The organism is Aquincola sp. J276 (assembly GCF_024700035.1).
Lineage (GTDB): Bacteria > Pseudomonadota > Gammaproteobacteria > Burkholderiales > Burkholderiaceae_C > Aquincola > Aquincola tertiaricarbonis.
Map to the genome: position 1 here is coordinate 977818 of NZ_JAJONC010000001.1, position 20273 is coordinate 998090.

At 68.3% G+C, this 20273-nt stretch carries 21 protein-coding genes and 1 pseudogene; 15 read left to right on the top strand and 7 right to left on the bottom strand.

The annotated features are described in order from the left end of the window. Positions 1-11: 11 nt before the first annotated feature. On the bottom strand, positions 12-1055 hold the full coding sequence (locus LRS14_RS04420) for an LLM class oxidoreductase (protein ID WP_257798743.1): 1044 nt from the start codon (positions 1053-1055) through the stop codon (positions 12-14). Between the two features lie 268 nt (positions 1056-1323). Here LRS14_RS04420 and LRS14_RS04425 point away from each other — a divergent pair, with 268 nt between their 5' ends. The 4 genes and pseudogenes from LRS14_RS04425 (at position 1324) to LRS14_RS04440 (ending at position 6793) form a co-directional block, all read left to right on the top strand. Continuing rightward, on the top strand, positions 1324-1995 hold the full coding sequence (locus tag LRS14_RS04425; protein ID WP_257798744.1) for a BON domain-containing protein: 672 nt from the start codon (positions 1324-1326) through the stop codon (positions 1993-1995). 11 nt (positions 1996-2006) lie between these two features. Further along, positions 2007-2530, top strand: a pseudogene (locus tag LRS14_RS04430) (DUF1269 domain-containing protein). A gap of 55 nt (positions 2531-2585) precedes the next feature. Beyond that, positions 2586-4037: a Do family serine endopeptidase gene (locus LRS14_RS04435; protein WP_257798745.1), complete on the top strand. Its 1452-nt coding sequence runs from the start codon at positions 2586-2588 to the stop codon at positions 4035-4037. Between the two features lie 41 nt (positions 4038-4078). Next, on the top strand, positions 4079-6793 hold the full coding sequence (locus tag LRS14_RS04440) for an ATP-dependent Clp protease ATP-binding subunit (RefSeq protein WP_257798746.1): 2715 nt from the start codon (positions 4079-4081) through the stop codon (positions 6791-6793). Between the two features lie 140 nt (positions 6794-6933). On the opposite strand, the gene LRS14_RS04445 is transcribed toward LRS14_RS04440, so the two are convergent. Next, on the bottom strand, positions 6934-7236 hold the full coding sequence (locus LRS14_RS04445) for a putative quinol monooxygenase (RefSeq protein ID WP_257798747.1): 303 nt from the start codon (positions 7234-7236) through the stop codon (positions 6934-6936). A 246-nt stretch (positions 7237-7482) separates the two neighbouring features. Further along, complete coding sequence (locus tag LRS14_RS04450) at positions 7483-8469, bottom strand: LysR substrate-binding domain-containing protein (protein ID WP_157039417.1); 987 nt, start codon at positions 8467-8469, stop codon at positions 7483-7485. Between the two features lie 39 nt (positions 8470-8508). Here LRS14_RS04450 and LRS14_RS04455 point away from each other — a divergent pair, with 39 nt between their 5' ends. From LRS14_RS04455 to LRS14_RS04465, 3 genes are read left to right on the top strand one after another with little or no spacing between them, the layout of a single operon-like run. Beyond that, entirely contained in the window at positions 8509-8814 is a 306-nt protein-coding gene (locus LRS14_RS04455) for a hypothetical protein (RefSeq protein WP_257798748.1), read from the top strand. After that, positions 8811-9272, top strand: a complete 462-nt coding sequence (locus LRS14_RS04460) for a hypothetical protein (protein ID WP_257798749.1) — start codon at positions 8811-8813, stop codon at positions 9270-9272. The genes LRS14_RS04455 and LRS14_RS04460 overlap by 4 nt, the downstream gene beginning before the upstream one ends. Next, positions 9248-9424, top strand: coding sequence for a hypothetical protein (locus LRS14_RS04465; protein WP_257798750.1), 177 nt, complete (start codon positions 9248-9250; stop codon positions 9422-9424). The genes LRS14_RS04460 and LRS14_RS04465 overlap by 25 nt, the downstream gene beginning before the upstream one ends. Before the next feature lie 159 nt (positions 9425-9583). On the opposite strand, the gene LRS14_RS04470 is transcribed toward LRS14_RS04465, so the two are convergent. From LRS14_RS04470 to LRS14_RS04480, 3 genes are all read right to left on the bottom strand, one after another. After that, positions 9584-10375 (bottom strand): SDR family NAD(P)-dependent oxidoreductase, encoded by a 792-nt coding sequence (locus LRS14_RS04470; protein ID WP_257798751.1) that lies wholly within the window; start codon positions 10373-10375, stop codon positions 9584-9586. 125 nt (positions 10376-10500) lie between these two features. Then, positions 10501-11016, bottom strand: coding sequence for a GNAT family N-acetyltransferase (locus tag LRS14_RS04475; protein WP_257800412.1), 516 nt, complete (start codon positions 11014-11016; stop codon positions 10501-10503). 913 nt (positions 11017-11929) lie between these two features. Further along, complete coding sequence (locus LRS14_RS04480; protein WP_257798752.1) at positions 11930-12862, bottom strand: LysR family transcriptional regulator; 933 nt, start codon at positions 12860-12862, stop codon at positions 11930-11932. A gap of 256 nt (positions 12863-13118) precedes the next feature. Here LRS14_RS04480 and LRS14_RS04485 point away from each other — a divergent pair, with 256 nt between their 5' ends. The 4 genes from LRS14_RS04485 to LRS14_RS04500 all read left to right on the top strand — a co-directional run bounded on the left by LRS14_RS04485 (position 13119) and on the right by LRS14_RS04500 (position 16619). Next, complete coding sequence (locus LRS14_RS04485; protein WP_257798753.1) at positions 13119-13274, top strand: hypothetical protein; 156 nt, start codon at positions 13119-13121, stop codon at positions 13272-13274. A gap of 62 nt (positions 13275-13336) precedes the next feature. Beyond that, the gene (locus tag LRS14_RS04490) at positions 13337-14404 is read left to right on the top strand and encodes a YeiH family putative sulfate export transporter (protein ID WP_130966547.1); all 1068 of its coding nucleotides are present in this window, start codon (positions 13337-13339) and stop codon (positions 14402-14404) included. Between the two features lie 99 nt (positions 14405-14503). Next, the gene (locus LRS14_RS04495) at positions 14504-15547 is read left to right on the top strand and encodes a beta-propeller fold lactonase family protein (RefSeq protein ID WP_133611281.1); all 1044 of its coding nucleotides are present in this window, start codon (positions 14504-14506) and stop codon (positions 15545-15547) included. Positions 15548-15647: 100 nt separating this feature from the next. Then, positions 15648-16619, top strand: coding sequence for an MBL fold metallo-hydrolase (locus LRS14_RS04500; protein ID WP_133611096.1), 972 nt, complete (start codon positions 15648-15650; stop codon positions 16617-16619). Here LRS14_RS04500 and LRS14_RS04505 read toward each other — a convergent pair. Beyond that, positions 16601-17050: a hypothetical protein gene (locus tag LRS14_RS04505; protein ID WP_133611095.1), complete on the bottom strand. Its 450-nt coding sequence runs from the start codon at positions 17048-17050 to the stop codon at positions 16601-16603. The two genes, LRS14_RS04500 and LRS14_RS04505, sit on opposite strands and share 19 nt — an antisense overlap. Before the next feature lie 181 nt (positions 17051-17231). Here LRS14_RS04505 and LRS14_RS04510 point away from each other — a divergent pair, with 181 nt between their 5' ends. The 4 genes from LRS14_RS04510 (at position 17232) to LRS14_RS04525 (ending at position 20260) form a co-directional block, all read left to right on the top strand. After that, positions 17232-17696: a nuclear transport factor 2 family protein gene (locus LRS14_RS04510; protein WP_257798754.1), complete on the top strand. Its 465-nt coding sequence runs from the start codon at positions 17232-17234 to the stop codon at positions 17694-17696. Positions 17697-17857: 161 nt separating this feature from the next. Next, a complete protein-coding gene (locus tag LRS14_RS04515) occupies positions 17858-19108 on the top strand; it encodes a hypothetical protein (protein WP_133611093.1) in 1251 nt (416 codons plus the stop codon). A gap of 260 nt (positions 19109-19368) precedes the next feature. Further along, complete coding sequence (locus LRS14_RS04520) at positions 19369-19695, top strand: hypothetical protein (RefSeq protein ID WP_051495650.1); 327 nt, start codon at positions 19369-19371, stop codon at positions 19693-19695. Positions 19696-19756: 61 nt separating this feature from the next. Next, positions 19757-20260: an RNA polymerase sigma factor gene (locus LRS14_RS04525; protein WP_031943581.1), complete on the top strand. Its 504-nt coding sequence runs from the start codon at positions 19757-19759 to the stop codon at positions 20258-20260. The last annotated feature ends 13 nt before the right edge of the window (positions 20261-20273 follow it).

A 20273-nucleotide genomic window follows, 5' to 3' on the forward strand; every position in this document is an offset into this window, starting at 1 on the left:
GCCTCAGGCGCTCAACGCGGCGGCACGAGCGCGTCGTCGACTTCGACATCTTCCGGCTCCAGCTCGGCGGCGGCGGGCTCCTCGCCCTGCACGTCGGACAGCAGCGGCAGCACCTCGGTGCCGATCTCCTCGAGCACCTCGGACGCTGGCCGTGTGCCGTACTTGACGTTGAGGATGACGTGGTTGACGCCGACGACGCGAAGCGCGTCGAGAAAGCGCAGCAGGAAGTGCCACCCCGCCCGGAAGCCGAGGTGGATGGGCTTGGGCGGCAGGTCCGGATCGTCGGCAAGGTCGACGTACAGCGATTGCACGAAGGGCTTGAAGGCGCCCGGGCTGGCGGCCTGGACGTCACCGCGCCAGCGCGCCGCCGCCGCGGCCTGCAGCTCGATGCCGCGGGGATAGGTGACCCAGCCATCCGCATGCGCTGCGATCCACGGCAGCGGCTGCCCGCTGTTGCCGGTGACGAACATCGGCAGGCGCCCGAGCGCCTTGGGCACGAGGTCGGCGTGCCCGGTGAGCACACCGGCCGTCGAATCCAAGCTGGGGTATTCGCGCTCCAGCACGTCGCGGATCACGCCGAAGTACTCGCGGAACAGGGCGGCACGCTGCTCGATGTCGACCCCGAAGGCCGGAAACTCCACCGGCCGGTCGCCGGAAGCCACGCCGAGCACCAGCCGGCCGCCCGACAGCTGGTCGACCGAGGCCGCCGCCTTGGCCACATGCAGCGGATGCCGCAAGGGCAGCACGATGGAGCCGGTGGCCAGCGCAATCGTTCGTGTGTGCGCCGCCATCCAGCCGAGGTAGACCCACGGGTCGTGGACCTGGCCGAGGTCACCGAAGCTCGGATCGCGCAGCGGCACGTCACGCACCCACAGGGCGGCGTAGCCGAGGGCTTCGGCGCGCTGCGCCAGGCGCTCCTGGTCGCGCATCGAGGGCTCGTCGCCCTTGAAGGTTTCGATGGGGAAGAAGATGCCGACCGTGAGGCGGCCTGCACGGAACATGCGACGAAAGCCTGGCGCGTCGTCGACGCGTGCAACCGGATTGACTTTCAGCATGCACGCTCTCCTGTTGGATCGGGTCCAGCGTAGGCAGCGCAACGGCGCCGGTATTCCCGATTGCTGCTCAAGCTGCCCCAGGCCTGCGACAGGTCTCGACACGGCACCGACTTCCGATACCGCAAGCCTGTGGCATGGCAGCGCAGGTCCTTGCAAGACTGCGGTGGCGCGCGGCCCTAGTCTTCACTCGACGACAACGCATCGCCCGCCCTCGCCCGCCGCGGTCGGCTGCGACCTCATCCAAGCGGGCCCTGAGAAGGAACCGATCATGACCATCGCCACCACATTGCGCTCCGATGCGGAGATCCAGTCCGAGGTGCTGAGCGAGCTGAAGTGGGAGCCGCGCGTGCAGGCGCCGGAGATCGGCGTGGCCGTGAAGGACGGTGTCGTGACGCTGACCGGCTGGGTCGACTCCTACACCAAGCGCTGGGGTGCCGAAGAGGCCGCACACCGGGTGCGTGGTGTCAAGGCGGTCGCCAACGACATCGAGGTCCGCCTGAGCACGGGCGGCGAGCGGCCCGACCCCGAGATCGCCGCAGCCGCAGCGCGTGCCCTGCAATGGGATGCACTGCTGGTGCCGGAAAAGATCGATGTGACCGTCTCCAAGGGCTGGATCACGCTCAAGGGCACGGTCGACTGGCAGTACAAGAAGTACGAGGCCGAGCGTGCCGTGCGCAGCCTGGCCGGCGTGAAGGGCGTCAGCAACCTGATCGACGTCAAGCCCAAGGCACAGCCCGACGAGATCAGGAAGCAGGTCGAGCAGGCGCTGGTGCGCAGCGCGCAGACCGACGCCGGGCGCATCAGCGTCGAGGTCGACGGCGGCAAGGTCACGCTGAAGGGCACGGTGCGAGCCTGGGCGGAGCGTCAGGAGGCCGAACGCGCCGCCTGGCGGGCGCCCGGGGTCGTGTCGGTCGACAACCGCATCACCATCGGCGCCTGAAGGAGCACACCATGAGCGACCTGATCGTGGTGAGCTTCCAGAGCGAGGACACGGCCGACCAGGCCCTCAACAAGCTGCAGGCACTGCAGAAGGAATATGTCGTCGAACTCGAGGATGCCGTGGTCGTCGTGCGCGACCACGGCGGCAAGGTGCACCTGAAGCAGGCGGTGAACCTGGCCGGCATCGGCGCGGCCAGCGGCGCCGCCTGGGGCGGGCTGTTCGGCGTGCTGGTGGGCGTGTTGTTCCTCAATCCGCTGATCGGGTTCGCGGCCGGGGTGGCGGTCGGCGCGGGCACCGGTGCGCTGTCGGCCGCACTGGCCGACTACGGCATCGATGACGACTTCATCAAGCGCATGGCCACCGAGTTCCCCCGGGCACCTCCGGCCTCTTCATCCTCGCCCGGCGGATGAACTTCGACAAGGTGCTGCCGGAGTTGAAGGCGTTCGGCGGCAAGGTGCTGAAGACCTCCCTGTCCAACGAGGAGGAAGCGCAGTTGCGGCAGGCGCTCGAAGGCCTGTCCGCCGCGCCGGCCTGACGAAGGCGGCGCACCGAGGAGGCGGACCATGGATCGTGCACGAGCGCCACTGCCTATGATGCTCGCCGCCCTTCTGGCGGCCTGCTCCGAGGCGCCGTCGGAGACGCCGGCGGCCGCCGCGGCCGCGGTGAGCGCGCCGGCCCTCGTCGCGACGGCGGCGCCCGCCTCGATGGCGCCTCCCGACTTCACCGCGCTGGTCGAGCGTGTCGGGCCCGCGGTGGTCAACGTGACGACCACCGGCGCCCGCCAGCCCCCGGACGAGGCGGTGGCGCAGGCCCCGGAAGACCCGCTGTTCGACTTCTTCCGCCGCTTCCTCGCGCCGGCCCGAGCCGGGGATTCGCCGCGCGAATTCCGCGGCGGCGGCGTGGGCTCGGGGTTCGTGATCGACGAGCAGGGCCACGTGCTGACGAACGCACATGTCGTGGCCGGGGCCGACAGCGTCACCGTGCGGCTGCCCGGCAGCCGGCGCGAGCATCAGGCCCGAGTGATCGGAAGCGACCCGCAGACCGATGTGGCACTGCTGAAGGTGGAGGCCACCGGTCTGCCGGTGGCCACGGTGGGCGACTCCAGCAAGCTGAAGGCAGGCGAATGGGTGGCTGCGATCGGCTCGCCCTTCGGCTTCGCCAACACGGTCACCGCCGGGGTCGTGAGCGCCACCGAACGCACGCTGCCCTCCGAGACCTACGTGCCGTTCATCCAGACCGACGTCGCGGTGAACCCAGGCAACTCCGGCGGTCCGCTGCTCAACACGCGCGGCGAGGTGGTGGGCATCAATTCGCAGATCTACAGCCGCACCGGCGGCTACATGGGCGTGTCCTTCGCAATCCCGATCGCGGTGGCGATGGACGTCGCGCAGCAGCTGCGCACACAAGGCGGGGTGACACGCGGACGGCTCGGCGTGGGCATCCAGGAGCTGAGCAGCGGGCTGGCGGAGTCGTTCCGGCTGAAGGAGCCGCGCGGCGCTTTGGTCACGTTGGTGGAGCCCGCCAGCCCGGCGGAGAAAGCAGGCCTGGCACCTGGCGACGTGATCCTGCGCTTCGGCGACAAGGACCTCGGGCAGGCGGCCGATCTGCCGCGCCTGGTGGCGCAGGCCAAGCCCGGCGTCGAGGTCGAGCTCGAGGTCTGGCGGGACGGCGCGGGCCGCACCGTGAAGGCCACCGTGGGCGCTGCGCCGGCGCCTCGGCAAGCCGAGCGCGTGGCGCCGCCGGGCGGGCCGGGGCGGCAGGAAAGCGGCCGCCTGGGACTGCTGGTGCGCGAGCTCGCTCCCGCGGCCCGGCGTGCGCTCGGCGTCGACTACGGCCTGCTGGTCGAAGGCGTGCAGGCCCACAACGCCGACGCGCCGCTGCAGCCCGGCGACGTGATCGTCGGCGTCAACAACCAGCGCTTCACGAGCCTGTCGGAGTTCCACCGCCACGTCGAGCAGGCCGCTCCCGGCGACACCGTCGCGCTGCTCGTGCGGCGCGACGGCGCGAGCCTGTATGTGCCCGTCACGGTCGCCAAGGGCTGACCGCGGGCGGACCCAAGAGACCAACCACACAGGAGCCTCACATGGCCAAGTGCGAAATCTGCGGCCGCCCGGCGACCGCCCAGGTCACGATGCGGCAGAACGGCCGCACCGAACAGATCGCGCTGTGCGACGAGCACTACCAAGAGGCGATGGGGCAGAACCGCATGCCCGCCTCGCCACTGGAGTCGCTGTTCGGCGGCGGCCTGTTCAAGCAGTTCCTTGGCAGCGACTGGCCCGGCATGTTCGACCAGGCCGGCGGCACGGTGCGGCGCCTGCCGCCGCGCCGGCAGCGCTCGCGCGAAGCCGTGGACCTGCAGTCCTTCCTGAACCAGGCCGCGCTGGACCGCCTGCAGGCCGCGGCCGAGAAGGCCGTGGAGTCCGGCCGCGACGAGGTGGACACCGAGCACCTGCTGCACGCACTCGCCGGCCACGAGGTGGTGCAGGAGATCCTGCGCGATTTCAAGCTGGACGCCGCGGATTTGAAGCAGCAGATCGACGAGAACGCGCCGCGCGGCGAGTACCGGCCCGCCAAGGGCGAGTCTCCGCGCATCGGCGTCTCGCCGCGCGCAAAGAGCGCGCTCGAGAACGCGCTGGTCGCCTCGCGGGAGCTGGGCCACAGCTACGTCGGGCCCGAGCACCTGCTCATCGGCCTCGTCGAGGAGGAGGACGGCTTCGCGGGGGACGCGCTGCGCAAGCTCGGGCTCACGCGCGAGGCCCTGCGCCAGAAGACGGTGAAGGTGGTCGGCAAGGGCGCGGAGGAGGGCAAGGTGTCCAGGCGCAGCGGCACGCCCAACCTCGACAAGCACGCGCGCGACCTGACCGAGCTCGCACGTCAGGGCAAGCTCGACCCGGTCATCGGTCGCGCCAAGGAGATCGAGACGACGATCGAGGTGCTGGCGCGACGCAAGAAGAACAACCCGGTCCTGATCGGCGAACCTGGCGTCGGCAAGACGGCCATCGTCGAGGGCCTGGCGCAGCGCATCGTCAACGAGCAGGTGCCGGAGGTGCTGCGCGGCAAGCGGCTGGTGGAGCTGAACATCAACAGCATGGTCGCGGGCTCCAAGTACCGCGGGGAGTTCGAGGAACGCGTCAAGCAGATGCTCGATGAGGTCATCGCCCACCAGGACGAGCTGATCCTCTTTATCGACGAACTGCACACCATCGTCGGCGCCGGGCAAGGCGGCGGCGAAGGGGGGCTCGACATCGCCAACACCTTCAAGCCGGCGCTGGCGCGCGGGGAGCTGCACCTGATCGGCGCCACCACGCTGAACGAATACCAGAAGTACATCGAGAAGGACGCTGCGCTGGAGCGCCGCTTCCAGCCCGTGAACGTGCCCCAGCCCAGCGTGGACGAAACCGTTGAGATCCTGCGCGGCCTGCGAGACCGCTTCGAGGCCCACCACAAGGTGAAGATCACCGAGGAGGCGATCTCGGCGGCGGCGAAGCTGGCCGACCGCTACATCACCCAACGCTTCATGCCGGACAAGGCCATCGACCTGGTTGACCAGGCTGCGGCGCGGGTTCGCATCCGCGCCAGCTCGCGGCCGAAGGCCATGCACGACATCGAAGAGGGCATCCGCCGCCTGCGCCAGGAGCAGGATGCAGCCGGCGCGGCGCGCCAGTACGACAAGGCCAAGGAGCTCGAGGGTCGGGCCAAGACCGAGCAGAAGCGGCTCGACGACGAGACCACGAAGTGGAAGAAGCAGCGTGGCACCAGCTCCGAGGTGGTGACCGCCCAGGAGGTGGCCGAGATCGTGGCCTCTCTCAGCGGCATCCCGGTGTCCGAGCTGACCTCCGCGGACCGCGAGAAGCTGCTGCACCTGGAAGACCGGCTGCGCGAGCGCGTGGTCGGCCAGGAGGAGGCCGTGCACGCGGTCTCGCAGGCGGTGCGCCTGGCCCGCGCCGGGCTGAAGGAAGCCGGCAAGCCGACCGCAACATTCCTGTTCCTCGGGCCGACCGGGGTCGGCAAGACCGAGCTCGCGAAGGCGCTGGCGGCCACCGTGTTCGGCAGCGAGGAGGCGCTCGTGCGCATCGACATGAGCGAATACGCGGAGCGCCACACGGTGGCCCGGCTGGTGGGCGCGCCGCCCGGGTACGTGGGCTATGAGGAAGGCGGGCAACTCACCGAACGCGTTCGCCGGCGTCCCTACTGCGTGGTGCTGCTCGACGAGATCGAGAAGGCGCACGGCGAGGTGCACAACATCCTGCTGCAGCTCTTCGACGAAGGCCGGCTGACCGACGGCAAGGGACGGGTGGTCGACTTCACGAACACCGTCATCATCGCCACCAGCAACCTCGGCTCCGAGGTGATCCAGCGCAACCTGACGGCCAAGGACCGCGACCTGCTCGACTATCCCGCACTGCGCGACCGCCTGATGGAGATGCTGCGCCACCATTTCCGCCCCGAGTTCCTGAACCGGGTCGACGAGGTGGTGGTGTTCCATGCACTGGGCCGCGAGCAGATCCGCTCCATCGTGGAACTGCAGCTGCAGCGGGTGGCGCGGACAGCGGAACAGCAGGACCTGCGCCTGAGCTTCGACAAGTCGCTGGTCGATCACCTGGCCGAGATCGGCTACGACCCCGAGTTCGGCGCGCGCATGCTCAAGCGCAAGGTGCGCAGCGAGGTCGAATCCAGGCTGGCCACCGTGCTGCTCAACGGCGACCTGCAGCCGGGGGCCGATGCCATGCTGTCGTACGACCCTGCCACTCAGGAAGTGCGCATCGTCCAGGAGGTCGAACACAAGGCCGCGGCGTGAGCCTTTCTGACCGCTGCGGCGTTCGATGATGACGGTTCCAGGCGGTCATGAAGGCGCGCACGGCGCAAGGCCACCTTTGCGTCGGTCTTCGCCGGCATCGAGGCCGCGTCGCAGCACGTGCTGGTTGGATGCGCGCCCCTTCACTGCGGCAATTTCGACGCCAGCACGTCGATCTTTTCGATGACCGGCGCTTGCGAAAACAGCTCGGGCGCCTTCGCGAACAGCGCCGCGGCCACCTGGCCCGACAAATGGGCCTGGCGGCCGGCATCGTCCGGGAAGGCATCGAAGATGCCGAAGGTCGAGGGCCCGATGCGCAGGCCGAACCAGGCGATCGTCGCGGGCTCTTGCTGCACGATCGGCAAACCGCCGCGCAGGAAGTCTTCGACCTCCTTTTCCTTGCCAGGCTTGGCCTCCATGCGCACGAACAGGGCAACGTTGACCATGGTTATCCTTTCGATGGCGGTGATGCAAGCGCCGATGCTGCAGGGAGAAACCTTAGCTGCCCAGGGCGAACGCGTCTTCCCTATTCCGGCGGCGCGCTGTCGAGTCCTTGCGCCTGCAGCCGCCATGCGTTCAGGCCACCCCTGCTGGCCCGGCACGCATGCACGCTGGCGATGCAGGCCTTGTCGCACCATTGGGTCAGTTCCCGAGCCGCCTGTCCCGCCATGCAGGCAGGCGCCACTCAGGCCCTACCTGGCTTCTTTCGCACGCGCCTGTTGCAGCAGCCAGTCGTGCAGCGCCAGGGCCGCCGGCCGCCGCCGTGCCGCCGCGGACATCACGAGCGAGTAGCCGTGTTCCATCGACCACTGGCCTTCGAACGGCGCGACCAGGGCCTTGCTTCGCAGCAGCCGGTCGGTGATCGGCCGCCGGCCCAACACCACGCCTTGGCCGGCCACGGCGGCGGCGATGGCGGTGTCGTAGGTATTGAAGGTCAGCAGTGCGGCGGGCTCCAGGTGGGCGGCATTCACCGCTGTCAGCCAGCTGGCCCATTCCGAAGGGATGCCGTGCCCGGCAGAAGCACTGCCGATCTGCAGCAATGTGTGGTGCCGCAGGTCGGCGGGGGACTTCAACGGCGCCCCCGTGCGCTTGAGCAGCGCCGGCGCGCACATCGGGACCAGCACCTCGTCGAACAGCGGTGTGCCGGCCAGGGCGCCGCTGCGCCCATAGCGAATGGCAAGGTCGTAGCCGTCGCGCTCCATCGAACGCACGTCGTGCGAGGCGTCGATGCGCACGTCGACGCCCGGATGCGCTTGCGTGAAGCTGGCCAGGCGCGGGATCAACCAGAGCGATGCCAACCCCGGCGTGGTGGTGATCGTCAGCACCTCACGGCCGTGCGGCTGGCGCAATTGAGCCACCGTGGTCTCCAGCACGCCCAGCGCCTGGGCCACCGCCGCGGCAAGGCGGCGGCCGTCGTCGGTCAGGTCGAGTGCGCGGTGTCGGCGCACGAAGAGCGCCAGTCCCAGCTCGGCCTCCAGCGCCGCAATCTGCCGGCTCACCGCCGACTGCGTGAGAAACAACTCCCCGGCCGCCCGCGTGAAGGAGCGCTGGCGTGCTGCAGCGTCGAAGACCTTCAGGCGATCCAGCGAAGGCAGGCGTTGGTTTGCCATGCGTTGGAGGAATGCAAGCACTTCCAAAAGATCGTTTGAGCGGCACGACCAGTCGATGGACCATGGCACTCAACCGGAGCCCATGCTCCCATGCGAACGGAGAATGCCATGAACAGCGCCCCGATGACCAGCCATCGCCTTGGCCGCGGCGATTGTCTTCATGTGGCGGCGCAGCCCGTGCGCGTGCTTGCCGACCAGGGCACGCTGTGGGTGACGCAGGACGGCGTGCCAGCGGACATGGAGGTGGACGCCGGCAGCGAGCGGGACTTCCAGTGCCACGGTGGGCTGACGATCGGAACCTTTGGCGGTGAGGCGGCGCTGCGGCTGCTGCCCTTGCCCGAGCACGACGCCGCCACCGCGCTGCGCAAGCTGCGGCGCTGGCTGGGCATCGTCCACCGCAAGGTGCAGCCATGAACGCGATGTCCTTGCCTGCGCGCCGTCAGCGCTTGATCAGCTGGCCTGCGATGGACTGTGTCCAACCGACTGGCGGCTGCAGCGACTCCTGGCAGCGGAGCCGCTACCGCGAGCGCGTGCTGCTGCGCGATGGCCGAAGCGTACTGCTGCGCCCGGCACACCATCGCGATGCAGCGTTGCTGCAGCGCTTCGTCGCGGAACTCTCGCCGCGCTCACGGCTGCTGCGCTTCCACGGCGTGGTGAACGGCCTGTCGGACGCGATGGCACGCACCTTGTCGACACAGGTCGCCACACGGCACGTGGCGCTGGTGGCGCTGGCCGACGGCCCGGACGGACTGCCTGAGCTGTGCGCCGAACGCGCTACGCGGTCAGCGCAGATCTCCGAAGCGACGAGGCCGAGGTGGGTGTCGCCGTTGCCGACGACTGGCAGCACATGGGCCTCGGCCACACGCTGCTGACCCGCCTGGCCATGCACGCCCGTGCCAACGGACTGCTGGTGCTGCGCGGCTACGTCATGGCCGGCAACGAGCCCATCCTGGCACTGTTGCGGGCACTGGGAGACGAACCCCGCGGTCATGCGGCGGAGATCCGCGCAACCATCACCCGGTAGACGCCAGGCATCGGCCGTGCCCGGGCAGGCCATCAGCGCGTGAACGTGCTCGGTGCGGCCTGCTGGCGGTGGCCACCGAGGAGCGCACGCCGGTGCTGCGCCTGGACAGGTCCGCGCGATCTTGTGCGCGAGCACCCAACGGTGGTGACCGCGTCGCTGTCAGAAGGCGCTCTTGACGACACCCCCGTCCACGCGCAGGGCCGCGCCCGTCGTGGCGGAAGCCAGTGGGCTGGCCACATAGGCCACGAGCGAGGCAACCTCCTGCGGCGTGGCGAAACGCTGGATGAGCGAGGTGGGGCGCACATGCTCGAAAAACTCCGCCTCGACCTGCTGGAGGCTCTTCTCGCTGGACCGTGCCATGCCGTCGACGAAGTCACCGACGCCACGCGATCTTGTCGGTCCCGGAAGCACGCTGTTGACGGTGATGCCTGTGCCCGCCACGGATTCCGCCAGCCCGCGCGACACCGCAAGTTGCGCGGTCTTCGTCATCCCGTAGTGAATCATCTCCGTCGGAATCTGCACCGCGCTCTCGCTGGAGATGAAGATGATGCGCCCCCAGTTGGCCCGCTTCATCGCGGGGAGCACGAGGCGCGCCAGGCGCACCCCGCTCAGCACGTTGACATCGAAGAAGCGCCGCCAGTCATCATCGGGAATGTCCTCGAACGGCTTGGCTTCAAAGATGCCGAGGTTGTTGACGAGGATGTCGATGCCCGCGTGGCGTCGCACGAGTTCCTCGGCTGCCTCGGCGCGGCTGAGGTCCCCTGCAAAGCCGTCGACCGTTCCCTCGGTCTCCGTGCGGATGCGGTTGACCGCCTCATCCACCGCAGCCTGCGTCCGGCCGTTGACGATCATGGTCGCGCCCTCCCGCGCCAGCGTGTGCGCGATCGCAAAGCCGATACCCGCCGTGCTGCCTGTCACCAGGGCCACCTTGTCAGTCAGTTGCAGGTCCATGTCGCGATTCCTCCTCGATCTGTCGGCTGCAGCTTAGTGCCGATCTCATCAGCCATGCGCCACTGTGGCCATGCCACGCAATGACGGAGGAGACAGGCAGTGGGGCCGTGGCGCAGGAGCGCCGCCTACAGGTGGAACACGTAGGTCAGTTCTTCACACCACTCGCCCTTGTACTGTTCGAAGCGCGTGCCGGCAAGACTGAAACCGGCACTCAGAAGCAAGCGCCGGCATGGCTGGTTGCGGGTGTCAGTGCCTGCGCGAACAGTGAGCCGATGATCCAGGCTCCGCAAGAGCGTGGTGCAGGACTGCAGGGCTCGAAGCGCATGTCCCCTGCCCTGGGCCGCCTGCGACAGCGTGATGCCAAATTCGACCGTCCGTGCGTCGTCGGACAGGTGCAAGCCAAGGTCACCGAGAAGCACGTCGGTGCTCGACTGAGCCACCGCCAACTGCGTCCACTGACCAGGCATCAAGCAGCTGGCCGCACTCATGTCGCTCAGGAATCGCCGAGCTTGGTCCTCGTCCATGGGCGCCCAACCCTGGAATCTGGCGAGTTCGCCATCGCTGCGGTAGGCATGGAAGGCGCGCAGATCCGAGGGGTCGAGACGCCGAAGGGTCGTTTCACCGTTGACGGACGGCAGCACGGATGTCAAGGAAAGCATAGGCGACTGCGCGCGCGGAACGTGATGCTGAGCGGGCTCATGCCGTCCGATCGTGAGCGTCCTGCGCCGGCCGCTCAACGTGCAGTGGCAGCGAGGTACCTGACCGTCACCACGACCGGCTCCTCGGGAACACCGTGGAACGATCTTGGCTCATTCCCACTCAATGATCAATAGCCGAGGGAGCCAAGGGCTCGAACCGGCGATTTACCGTCCAAAGTACCGTCAGGTCTGAAGCAGGCGATTTGCTGGCTACTGTTCATTGGCTCGACTGTAGCGCGACGCCGCTCCGCGCGGCTTGCCGAGCCCTCAACGAATTCTTCCCGTAGGCCGGTCTGGCCGTGTCTACCCGCTGGCGCCCTTCGCGCCGCCGACTTGGGCGGCAGCAGCGCAGCGGGTGCTGCCGGTCGCCGCCAGCCCTCGAACTCACGGTCTCGGACACCTTGCCGTCGTTCGGACTTGTCCCGGCTGGCGCCACCTCCGGCCGCTTACGAGGGCACTGCTGACATTGCCGGCCGCCGCCACGGGGCGGCCGGAGGGGCAGGCCCTTCAACCCAAGTGAAACCTTGTCCCGGCCCCGTCGAACGACTGCTCCTCCTCGGCTTGACGGGTCACTGCCGACCCCTACCGGCCCGTCGGACTTCTCCAAAGCTGTCCGATGCTCAGCGCTGACTTCTCAAGTTTCGCTTCCACAAAGCGGCGGTTGGTGACCTCACACACTCGGCCAGCAGCCGTTGGGTGGTGCGTCCGGAAGCGGACGTCGATTACCCAGACCAGCTCATTGCATCAAAGCTCCGATCAATGGGCAGGTGGGCGGAGCGGGCGTCGGCGCCTAGCTGAAGGGTAATCGCGTGTCGCCGAGGGCTGAACCTTCGACATGCGAAGCGGGGCCGGGACGTTAGCGGGCAGCCCCAGTGGTCGCATCTGCCTGGGCGATGAACGCCAGCAACGCGGGCGTCGACTGCTTCTCACGATGCACAACCAGATGACATTGCCGAAGCTGCCGCGGCAATGTCGTGGAGACGCGGCACAGACGTCCAGCTTCCAGCGCATCGTTCACTACCCAGGCGGACAGGCAAGCCACCCCCAACCCTTCCTGAGCGGCACGCTGGATGGCCTCCGAACTGCCTAGCTCGATGCTGCGCCGGTAAGAACGCAGGTGGGGCAGCAAGCTCTGGTCGGTGGCCTCGCGCGTGCCAGAGCCCGTTTCGCGAACCAGCCAGACCGCCTCACGCAGCGTGCGCAGGGGAATGCGATCGCCCGCCCGGCTTGACTGGGCCAGCGCACTGTCGGGCGCAGCCACGACCACCATCTCGTCTTGCAGCCAGGGGGTGACCACCAGCTCCGGCTGGTGGCTGGGCCCCTCGATCAGCCCCACGTCGAGTTCGAAAGCGGTCACGGCATCGCAGATGGCGGCGGTGTTCCCGATAACGACCTTCGACCGCCAGGCGGCGGCGCTGCCGGGCTGCTGTGCCCCCATGAAGCCAGCGAGCAGCTTGGGCAACACGTAGTTGCCAATCGTCGTGCTGGCGCCGATGCGCAGCGACTGCGCCTGCGCGCTGCCGTCGCGCGACATCTGCTCGATGCCTGCGGCGCCGTCGAGCAAAGCCATAGCCCGCGGCAACAGCGCGCGGCCGTTGTCGTTCAACAGCAGGCGTTTGCCGGCGCGGTCGAACAGGCGCAGCGACAGCAGGCGTTCCAGCTCGTTGACGGCCGAACTGGTGGCCGATTGCGACAGCGCTATCTCAGCGCTGGCCGCCGTGGTGCTGCCGCTGCGCGCCACGGCGACAAAAATCTGCAGCTGACGCAGGGTGAGTCGAAGCACGTCCACGGTGATTGCCTTTGTTATCGATTTCGCAGGTACATCTTAGTCATACAACCCGTTGGACGGGTTGATTGCCAAGCTCTAAATTTGCCTGGCCGCTCGATCACGGGGCGGCGGCCTGCCGCGCCACCACCGGCATCTGGAGCCCGACATGCTGACCCTTGAACGAACAACCCCACGCCCCGCAGCACCCGGCCCGCTGGCCCCACAGGCGCTGCATGCCCTTCAATGGGTTGCTGCCCGGCGGCCAGTGGCGGGCTTCATGGGGCCGACCCGCGACGTGGCCCATGCCGTCTCGACCACCTTGGCCGCCGACAGCAGCATCGACCCGCAGGTGCTGCGCTGGATGCCGGTCGCAGTGCCGCTGGCGGCCGTGCTGCTGTGCGCCGGCATCGCCTTGATCTGGGTGCTGGCGTGATGCACGCGCTGTCGACCTCACAAGCCAGCCCTGGCCCGTCAGCCGGCCACCGGGCAGCGCGGTTGCGCTTGCAGTTGGCAGCCCTGCTGCCCGGCCTGGCCTTGAGCGGCGCCCTGGCCGCGACCGGCATCGCGCTGGGCCACATCGGCTGGCTGCAGGACCACGGCTTCAGTGCGCTGACGCTGGCCATCGTGTTGGGCATGCTGGTGGGCAACACGGTCTATCCGCTGGTGCCGCGCTTGGCCGCGGCCAGCGGTGCCGGCGTCAACGTGTCCAAGCAGAACCTGCTGCGCCTGGGGGTCGTGCTGTACGGCCTGCGGCTGACGGTGCAGGACATCGGCCACGTCGGCATCGCCGGCGTCGCCATCGACGCGCTGGTGCTGGGCTCGACCTTCGCGCTGGCCTGCTTCATCGGCACGCGCTGGTTGGGCCTGGACCGCAAGACGGCGATGCTGATCGGCGCCGGCAGCTCCATCTGCGGCGCCGCCGCGGTGATGGCTGCCGAACCGGTGGTCAAGGCGCGCGCCGAGCAGGTAACGGTGGCGGTGGCCACGGTGGTGGTGTTCGGCACGCTGGCGATCTTTCTGTACCCGGCGCTGTTCGAGCTGAACCAGCACTGGGCGCTGATTCCGGGTGGCGCCAACGGCTTCGGCATCTATGCCGGCTCGACCATCCACGAGGTGGCCCAGGTGGTGGCCGCGGCGCGTTCGGTGGGCCCGGACGCGGCCAACTCGGCCGTCATCGCGAAGATGGTGCGGGTGATGATGCTGGCGCCGTTCCTGGTGATGTTGTCGGCCTGGCTGGCACGTGACGACAAACGCCACGCCCACACTTCCGCCGCCACGGGCCAGGCCCCAGGCAAGCTCGCCGTGCCCTGGTTCGCCTTCGGCTTCGTCGCGGTGGTGTTGTTCAACTCGCTGCAGTGGCTGCCGGCCTCGGTGGTGGCGGTGACCACCGAGATCGACACCGCGCTGCTGGCCATGGCCATGGCCGCACTCGGCCTGTCCACGCACATCGGCGCCATCCGCAAGGCCGGTGCCAAGCCGCTGTTGCTGGCGCTGATCCTGTTCGGCTGGCTCATCGTCGGCGGTGCCTTGATCAACCGCTGGGTACCGGCCCTGCTCGGCTGAAGCCTCGAATTCACGGCCCGACGGAATAAACCACGGGCTCTCCTCGTCCACCACAGCAAGCCTTTCCCTCTTTTCTCAACACTCTCCGAAAGACATCCCATGAATACCTTCTTCCGCACCACCGCGCTGGCCTTGTGCAGCACCTTCGTCCTCGTCGCCGCCAGCGTGCCCGCCAACGCCGCCAACGCCGCCGAAGCCACCCCGGCCCGCGTCACCTTCGACGGCCAGATCCGCAACAACTCGCTGGCGCTGAGCCCCGACGAGGCCACCGCCGTGGTGTCTTACAGCGAGCGCCCGGACGTCATCGTCTACGACCTGGCCACCGGTGCCGTGCGCGGTGTGCTGCGCGGCTACGTCACGCCGCGCAACATCGTGTTCGCGCCCGACGGCAAGAGCTTCTATGTCTCCGACAGCAGCCTGGGCACGGTGACGCGCCTGGACACCACCACGCTCAAGCCGCTGGCCACCGCGTCGACGCTGGCGGCCGGCCCCGGCGCCTTCGGCACCGCGCTCAGCAAGGACGGCAGCGCGCTGTACGTCAACAACCAGGCCAGCAGCACCGTGACGCGACTGGACACCGCCAGCGGGCAGGCCAAGGCGGTGATCACCGGCTTTGCGCAGCCGCGCCAGGGCGTGCGCCTGAGCCCGGACGGCGCGAAGCTCTACGTCACCAACTTCCTGGGCGACAAGGTGACCATCGTCGACACGCAGACCGACAAGATCGAGGGCGAGATCACCGGCTTCAACAAGATCCGCGCCATCTCCGTCACCGCCGACGGCAAGACCCTGTTTGCGGCCAACAGCGGCAGCAACGACATCGCGGTGGTGGACATCGCCGCGCGCCGCGTCACCGGCACCGTGCCGGTGGGCCGCGACCCCTACGGCGCCGCGCTCACGCCCGACGGCCGCTTCGTCTACTCGGGCAACTTGGCCGACAACACGGTGTCGGTGATCGACGTGGCCACGTTGAAGGTGGTCGCCACCATCGCCGGCTTCAAGCAGCCGCGCCAGGCCATCGTGTTCACGCGCGACGGCAAGACGGCCTACGTGCTGAACGAGGACCTGAGCATCTCCAAGGTCGAGCGTGCCGGGCAGCGAATCGTCGCCACGGTGGCCGCTGCGCAGGCGGTGGCGGCGTACTGAAAACCGGGAACTGTCAGAGAACCGGCGCACCGCACGACCGAGCCGGGGGCTTGCCGCTTCCGGTTCGCCCTGTTGTCCTCCCGCCCGCACAAAGGATCGAATGAAAACTCTTGCCAACCCTGGCCGGCGCCAACTGGCTTCGATCTGTCTGGCCTTTTGCACGCTGCCCGCCGCATTCGCCGCCCAGGCCCAGACGGCCGCCCCGCCGGCGCTGGAACTGGTGGTGCTGGGCTCGGGCGGCCCGGGTGCCACCGGCCGTGCGGGTTCGGCCTATGCCGTGTTGGTGGATGGCGTGGCGCGTGTCTTCGTCGACGCCGGCCCGGGATCTTTCGTGCGCCTGGGTGAAGCCAAGCTGGCGCTGGGTCGGGCCGACATCGTGCTGCTGACGCACCTTCATGTGGACCATGCCGGTGGACTGCCAGGCCTCTTCAAGGCCCGTGCGGTGTCCAACCGCGGGCCGGTCGATTTCAAGATCTTCGGGCCGGCAGGGCGGCGTGCGCTCGATGCCGACGATGCCGACTTCCCGGCCACCAGCCGCTTCATCGACCTCTTGTTCGGCAAGCAGGGCGCCTTCGGCTACCTGAAGGACTTCTCGGCGCCGCTGCGCTTTCAAGTGAACGACATCGACGCACCCGCCACGGCGTCAGCCCTGCCCGAAGTGCACACGGTGTTCGATGAGGGCGGCCTGCGCATCAGCGCCGTGGCCGGCCACCACCGCGACGCACCGGCAGTGGTCTACCGCATCGACCACGCCGGCAAGAGCATCACCTTCAGCGGCGACATCGACGCCAGCGGGCTGGCGGGTCTGCGGCGAATCGCCCAAGGCACCAGCCTGCTGGTCTTCAACAGCGTGGTGCTCGACCCACCCGGCTCGCCCGACGTGCTGTACACCTTGCACACGCCACCCAAGGCCATCGGCGAAGTGGCCGATGCGGTGCGCGCCGGCCAGCTGCTGCTGAGCCACCTGTCACCTGCGCTCGACGCGCAGCGTGATGCCGTCAAGGCGTCGATTGCCGCGCACTACGCCGGCGGGGTGGTGTTTGCGCAAGACGGTCAGCGGCTGGCGCCCTGAGGCGCGCAGCCGCCGGCGATAGTGCCGGTACCAGCCCCCAGTTCGACGCCCGTGCCCACCGACCCCACGAAGGTGATCACGCGAGCCATGCCGTCGGGCCGCAGGAACACGGCGGCGTCGAACTTCATGCGCTGGCCGCCCGATGGGCTGCCGCTCACGAAACCTTCGGTGCCGACACCGCGGTCCAGGCCCCGCAAGTAGAAGGCGCCCGCCGTGGTGCCGAGGGCGTCGGCAAAGGTGCCCGAGAAGCTGAAGGTGTCGCTGGCCGGGTCGTAGCCGGCGAACGCGCTCGCCACATCCACGTCGCCGTTCTGCGGACCGATGTACGTGGGCAGTAGGTCGCCAATGGGGTCGGTGATGCCTTGCGCCAGCGCACCGGTCGCGGCGGTGAACAAGCTGGCCAGCAGCAGGAAGGTCAGGGTTCGCTTCATCGGAGCAATTGGTGGAGCGTGTCGGGCGGGTCAACTGCCGATGGCGTGACAGAAAAAGTTTTTGCGTGGACCGGAATAGACCGCCTGCCGGCGCCGTCTGCCCTTGTGTCGGGACCTCATGGACCCTTCATCCACCACCGACCACCCCTCACTTCACATCAAGCCGTCAACGGAGCCCTCCATGTTCAAGACATTCGCCTTTGCCGCCACCGCCCTGACGCTTGCCGCTGGCAGCGCCTTCGCCGCCCCTTCCGACGACGCCCGCACGCACTTCCAGGCCATCGCTTCGGGCGACACCCAGATCGTGATGCGCGCCTACGCCGACCAGGCCCAGCTGAACTGGGTCGGCGGCCCGCTGGACGGCACCTACGCCACCACCGACGCCATCCGCGGCACCTGGGAAAAGTTCGGCAAGGCCGTCGGCCCGCTGAAGCTCACCATCGGCTCCATCGAAGAATCGGCCAACCCCAAGGGCTCGACGGTCTCCGCCAACGTCGTCTTCGAAGGCAAGCAGCCGATCAAGGTGCGTTACGTGCTGACCTACCGCGAAGGCAAGATCGTCAGCGAAACGTGGCAGATCGACCCCAAGCTGAACGTCGCCCCGGCAGCCACGGCCGAAACCGCCGGCAAGACCGCGACCTACTGATCCACCAGCGCCGCGCCGCACCGGGCCAGACCGGGGGCGGTGCGCACCTGCGTCGTTCGGGTTCATTCCCCGCAGTTGACAACGGAATACCCGCAAGCGCCCGTGCGTCTACCCGTTTGCAGTGGTCGAGCCACTGCTCACCCATCCCCCAGGAGTTCCCCATGCGACACCCGCTTTCCAAATTTTCGGCTGTGCTGATGCACGCTGCTCTCGCGGCCGCGGCAGGCCTTGCTTCACTGCCCGGCCACGCCGCAGACGGCGCTGAATCCCTGACCTACACCAACATCACCAAGATACGCGACGGCATGGGCGCACGCGGCGACCTCGCACCGATCGCACGCATCGTCTCGCCGCTGGCGGATTCGCAGATCGTGCCGGGCGAAGGCCGCATTGGCGCAGGCAGCGTGAATGGCACCGGCTTCGTGTTGAACATCGAGGTCGTCACGCGCGACGCGACACCGATCGCCGCGAAAGAGTCGCTCAACATCAGAAACACCGCGCTGCTCGGCCAGATCAACCCGAACATTCCGGGCCTCTATGTCTTCCTCGACACCGACCTCGTCAAGCCCGACGGTGGCGTGATCCCGAAGAACACCAACCTGGCGAACCTCTTCAACATCCTGGGCACTGACGACACGCCGGGCGCGGGCGTGACGCTGTGGCTGGGCTGGCACGTGCTTGAATCGCTGCCGCTCGACACGAGCCGCTTCAACATCACCACCGCCGTGGTCGACACCGCCGGTCGGATCGGATTCGACCGGGTCTCGATGGCGGTGCTGCGCGGCGGTATCACATCGGGGCAGGCACTGACGCCCCTTCCGATCGATGTGTTCGATGACGGCATCGACGACGCGGACGGACCGGAGGTGACGATGATCGCGCCCCGCGTGCCGTCGCGTGTGTCACCTGGGCCGCAAACCGGCAATCCGACGCCGCCTGCGAATGCCTCGCTGTTCTTCATTCAAGTGGCGGCGCTGGACCGCTCGCGTCACGGCATCGGCGTCAGCGAAAACGGCCAAGGCACGGCGGCCCGCTCGGTGTTGGGAACCATCCTGGATGGCAGCCAGATCCAGAACCCGATCACGCACCCCAGCAACGGCACGAACCGCAATTTCCCGGGTCTGAACGTGACCTTCGACGTGCCCTTGCGTCAGCCCAACGGCAACGTGGTGCCGGCGGGCTCGAACCTGGCGCCGATCTTCAACGTTGCCGGCAGCGAGCTGGACGCTGACGGCTATGTCGTGACGACGGCCGATTGGGTGGTGGGGGGATCGCTCCTGATGCCTGCGGGCAAGCGTTCGGTCACGATCACCGCCCGGGTCACCGACAACGCCAACCGCACCCGCAGCGTCAGCCACGTCGTGGGCATCAGCCCGGTCGAGAACGGCCAAACCCTGACGCCCGCACCCTGAGAACGAGGCCGCGCGGCTCCGACCATGGAGCCGCGCTGGACGCACAGGGCAGCGGCAGCCTGCCACCCTGCACAACCAACACCCCATCTTTTTTCACGCCTGCGGAATAAAAGGCCCGAGCGTGCCGTCTGCCCCGATGTGAGCAACATCTCACCCACGCTGCCCGATCCGCCACCACTTCCACGGAGCTTCCCATGTTCAAAACCCTCGCCATCGCCGCATCTGCGGTAACGTTTCTGGTCACTGCCGGCTGTGCCAACATGGTCGAGCCGCCTGCCAAGGCGCCCGCCATGTTGTCTGGTGGCGCGCTCGTCACACCCGCTGGCATGACCCTCTACACCTTCGACCAGGACGTGGCGAACAGCGGCAAGAGCGCCTGCAACGGCGGCTGCGCCGCGCTCTGGCCGCCGATGATGGCCACCGCCACCGACCGGACCACGGGTGCCTACAGCATCGTCACTCGCGACGATGGGTCACGCCAGTGGGCCTACAAGGGCAAGCCGGTGTACACCTACAAGGCCGACCAGAAGGCCGGCGACCGCAGCGGCGACAACTTCAAACAGGTCTGGCACATCATCAAGGAATGACGCCTGTACACCCGCCTGCACACCCAGCTTCGCGCGGGCTCGACCCATCGTCAACATCCTGATGAACGACGACCATCAACTGCTGAGCTGGGTGCCGCGCCTGCGCCGCTATTCCCGGGCGCTGGTGAACAACCGTGACGACGCCGACGACCTGGTGCAGGACACGCTGGAGCGGGCCTGGGCCAAGTCGGGCCTGTGGGGCGGCGTGGCGGACATGCGCGCCTGGCTCTTCAGCATCATGCACAACCTGCACGTCGATGGCGTGCGCCGGCCCAGGCTGCACACCGTGACCATGGACGATGACACCCCCGAGGTGCCGGTGATGCCGACGCAAGGCGACAGGTTGGCGGTGCTGGACCTGCAGGCCGCGCTGGACCTGCTGCCCGTCGAGCAGAAGGAAGTGCTGCTGCTGGTGGCGCTGGAAGACATGGCCTATGCCGACGTGGCGCAGGCCCTGGGCATTCCCATCGGCACGGTGATGTCGCGCTTGTCGCGCGGCCGTGAGCGCCTGCGCGGCCTGATGGAAGGTCGTGCCGAACCCGTGCGGCTGAAGGTCGTCAAATGAATGCATTGCGAAG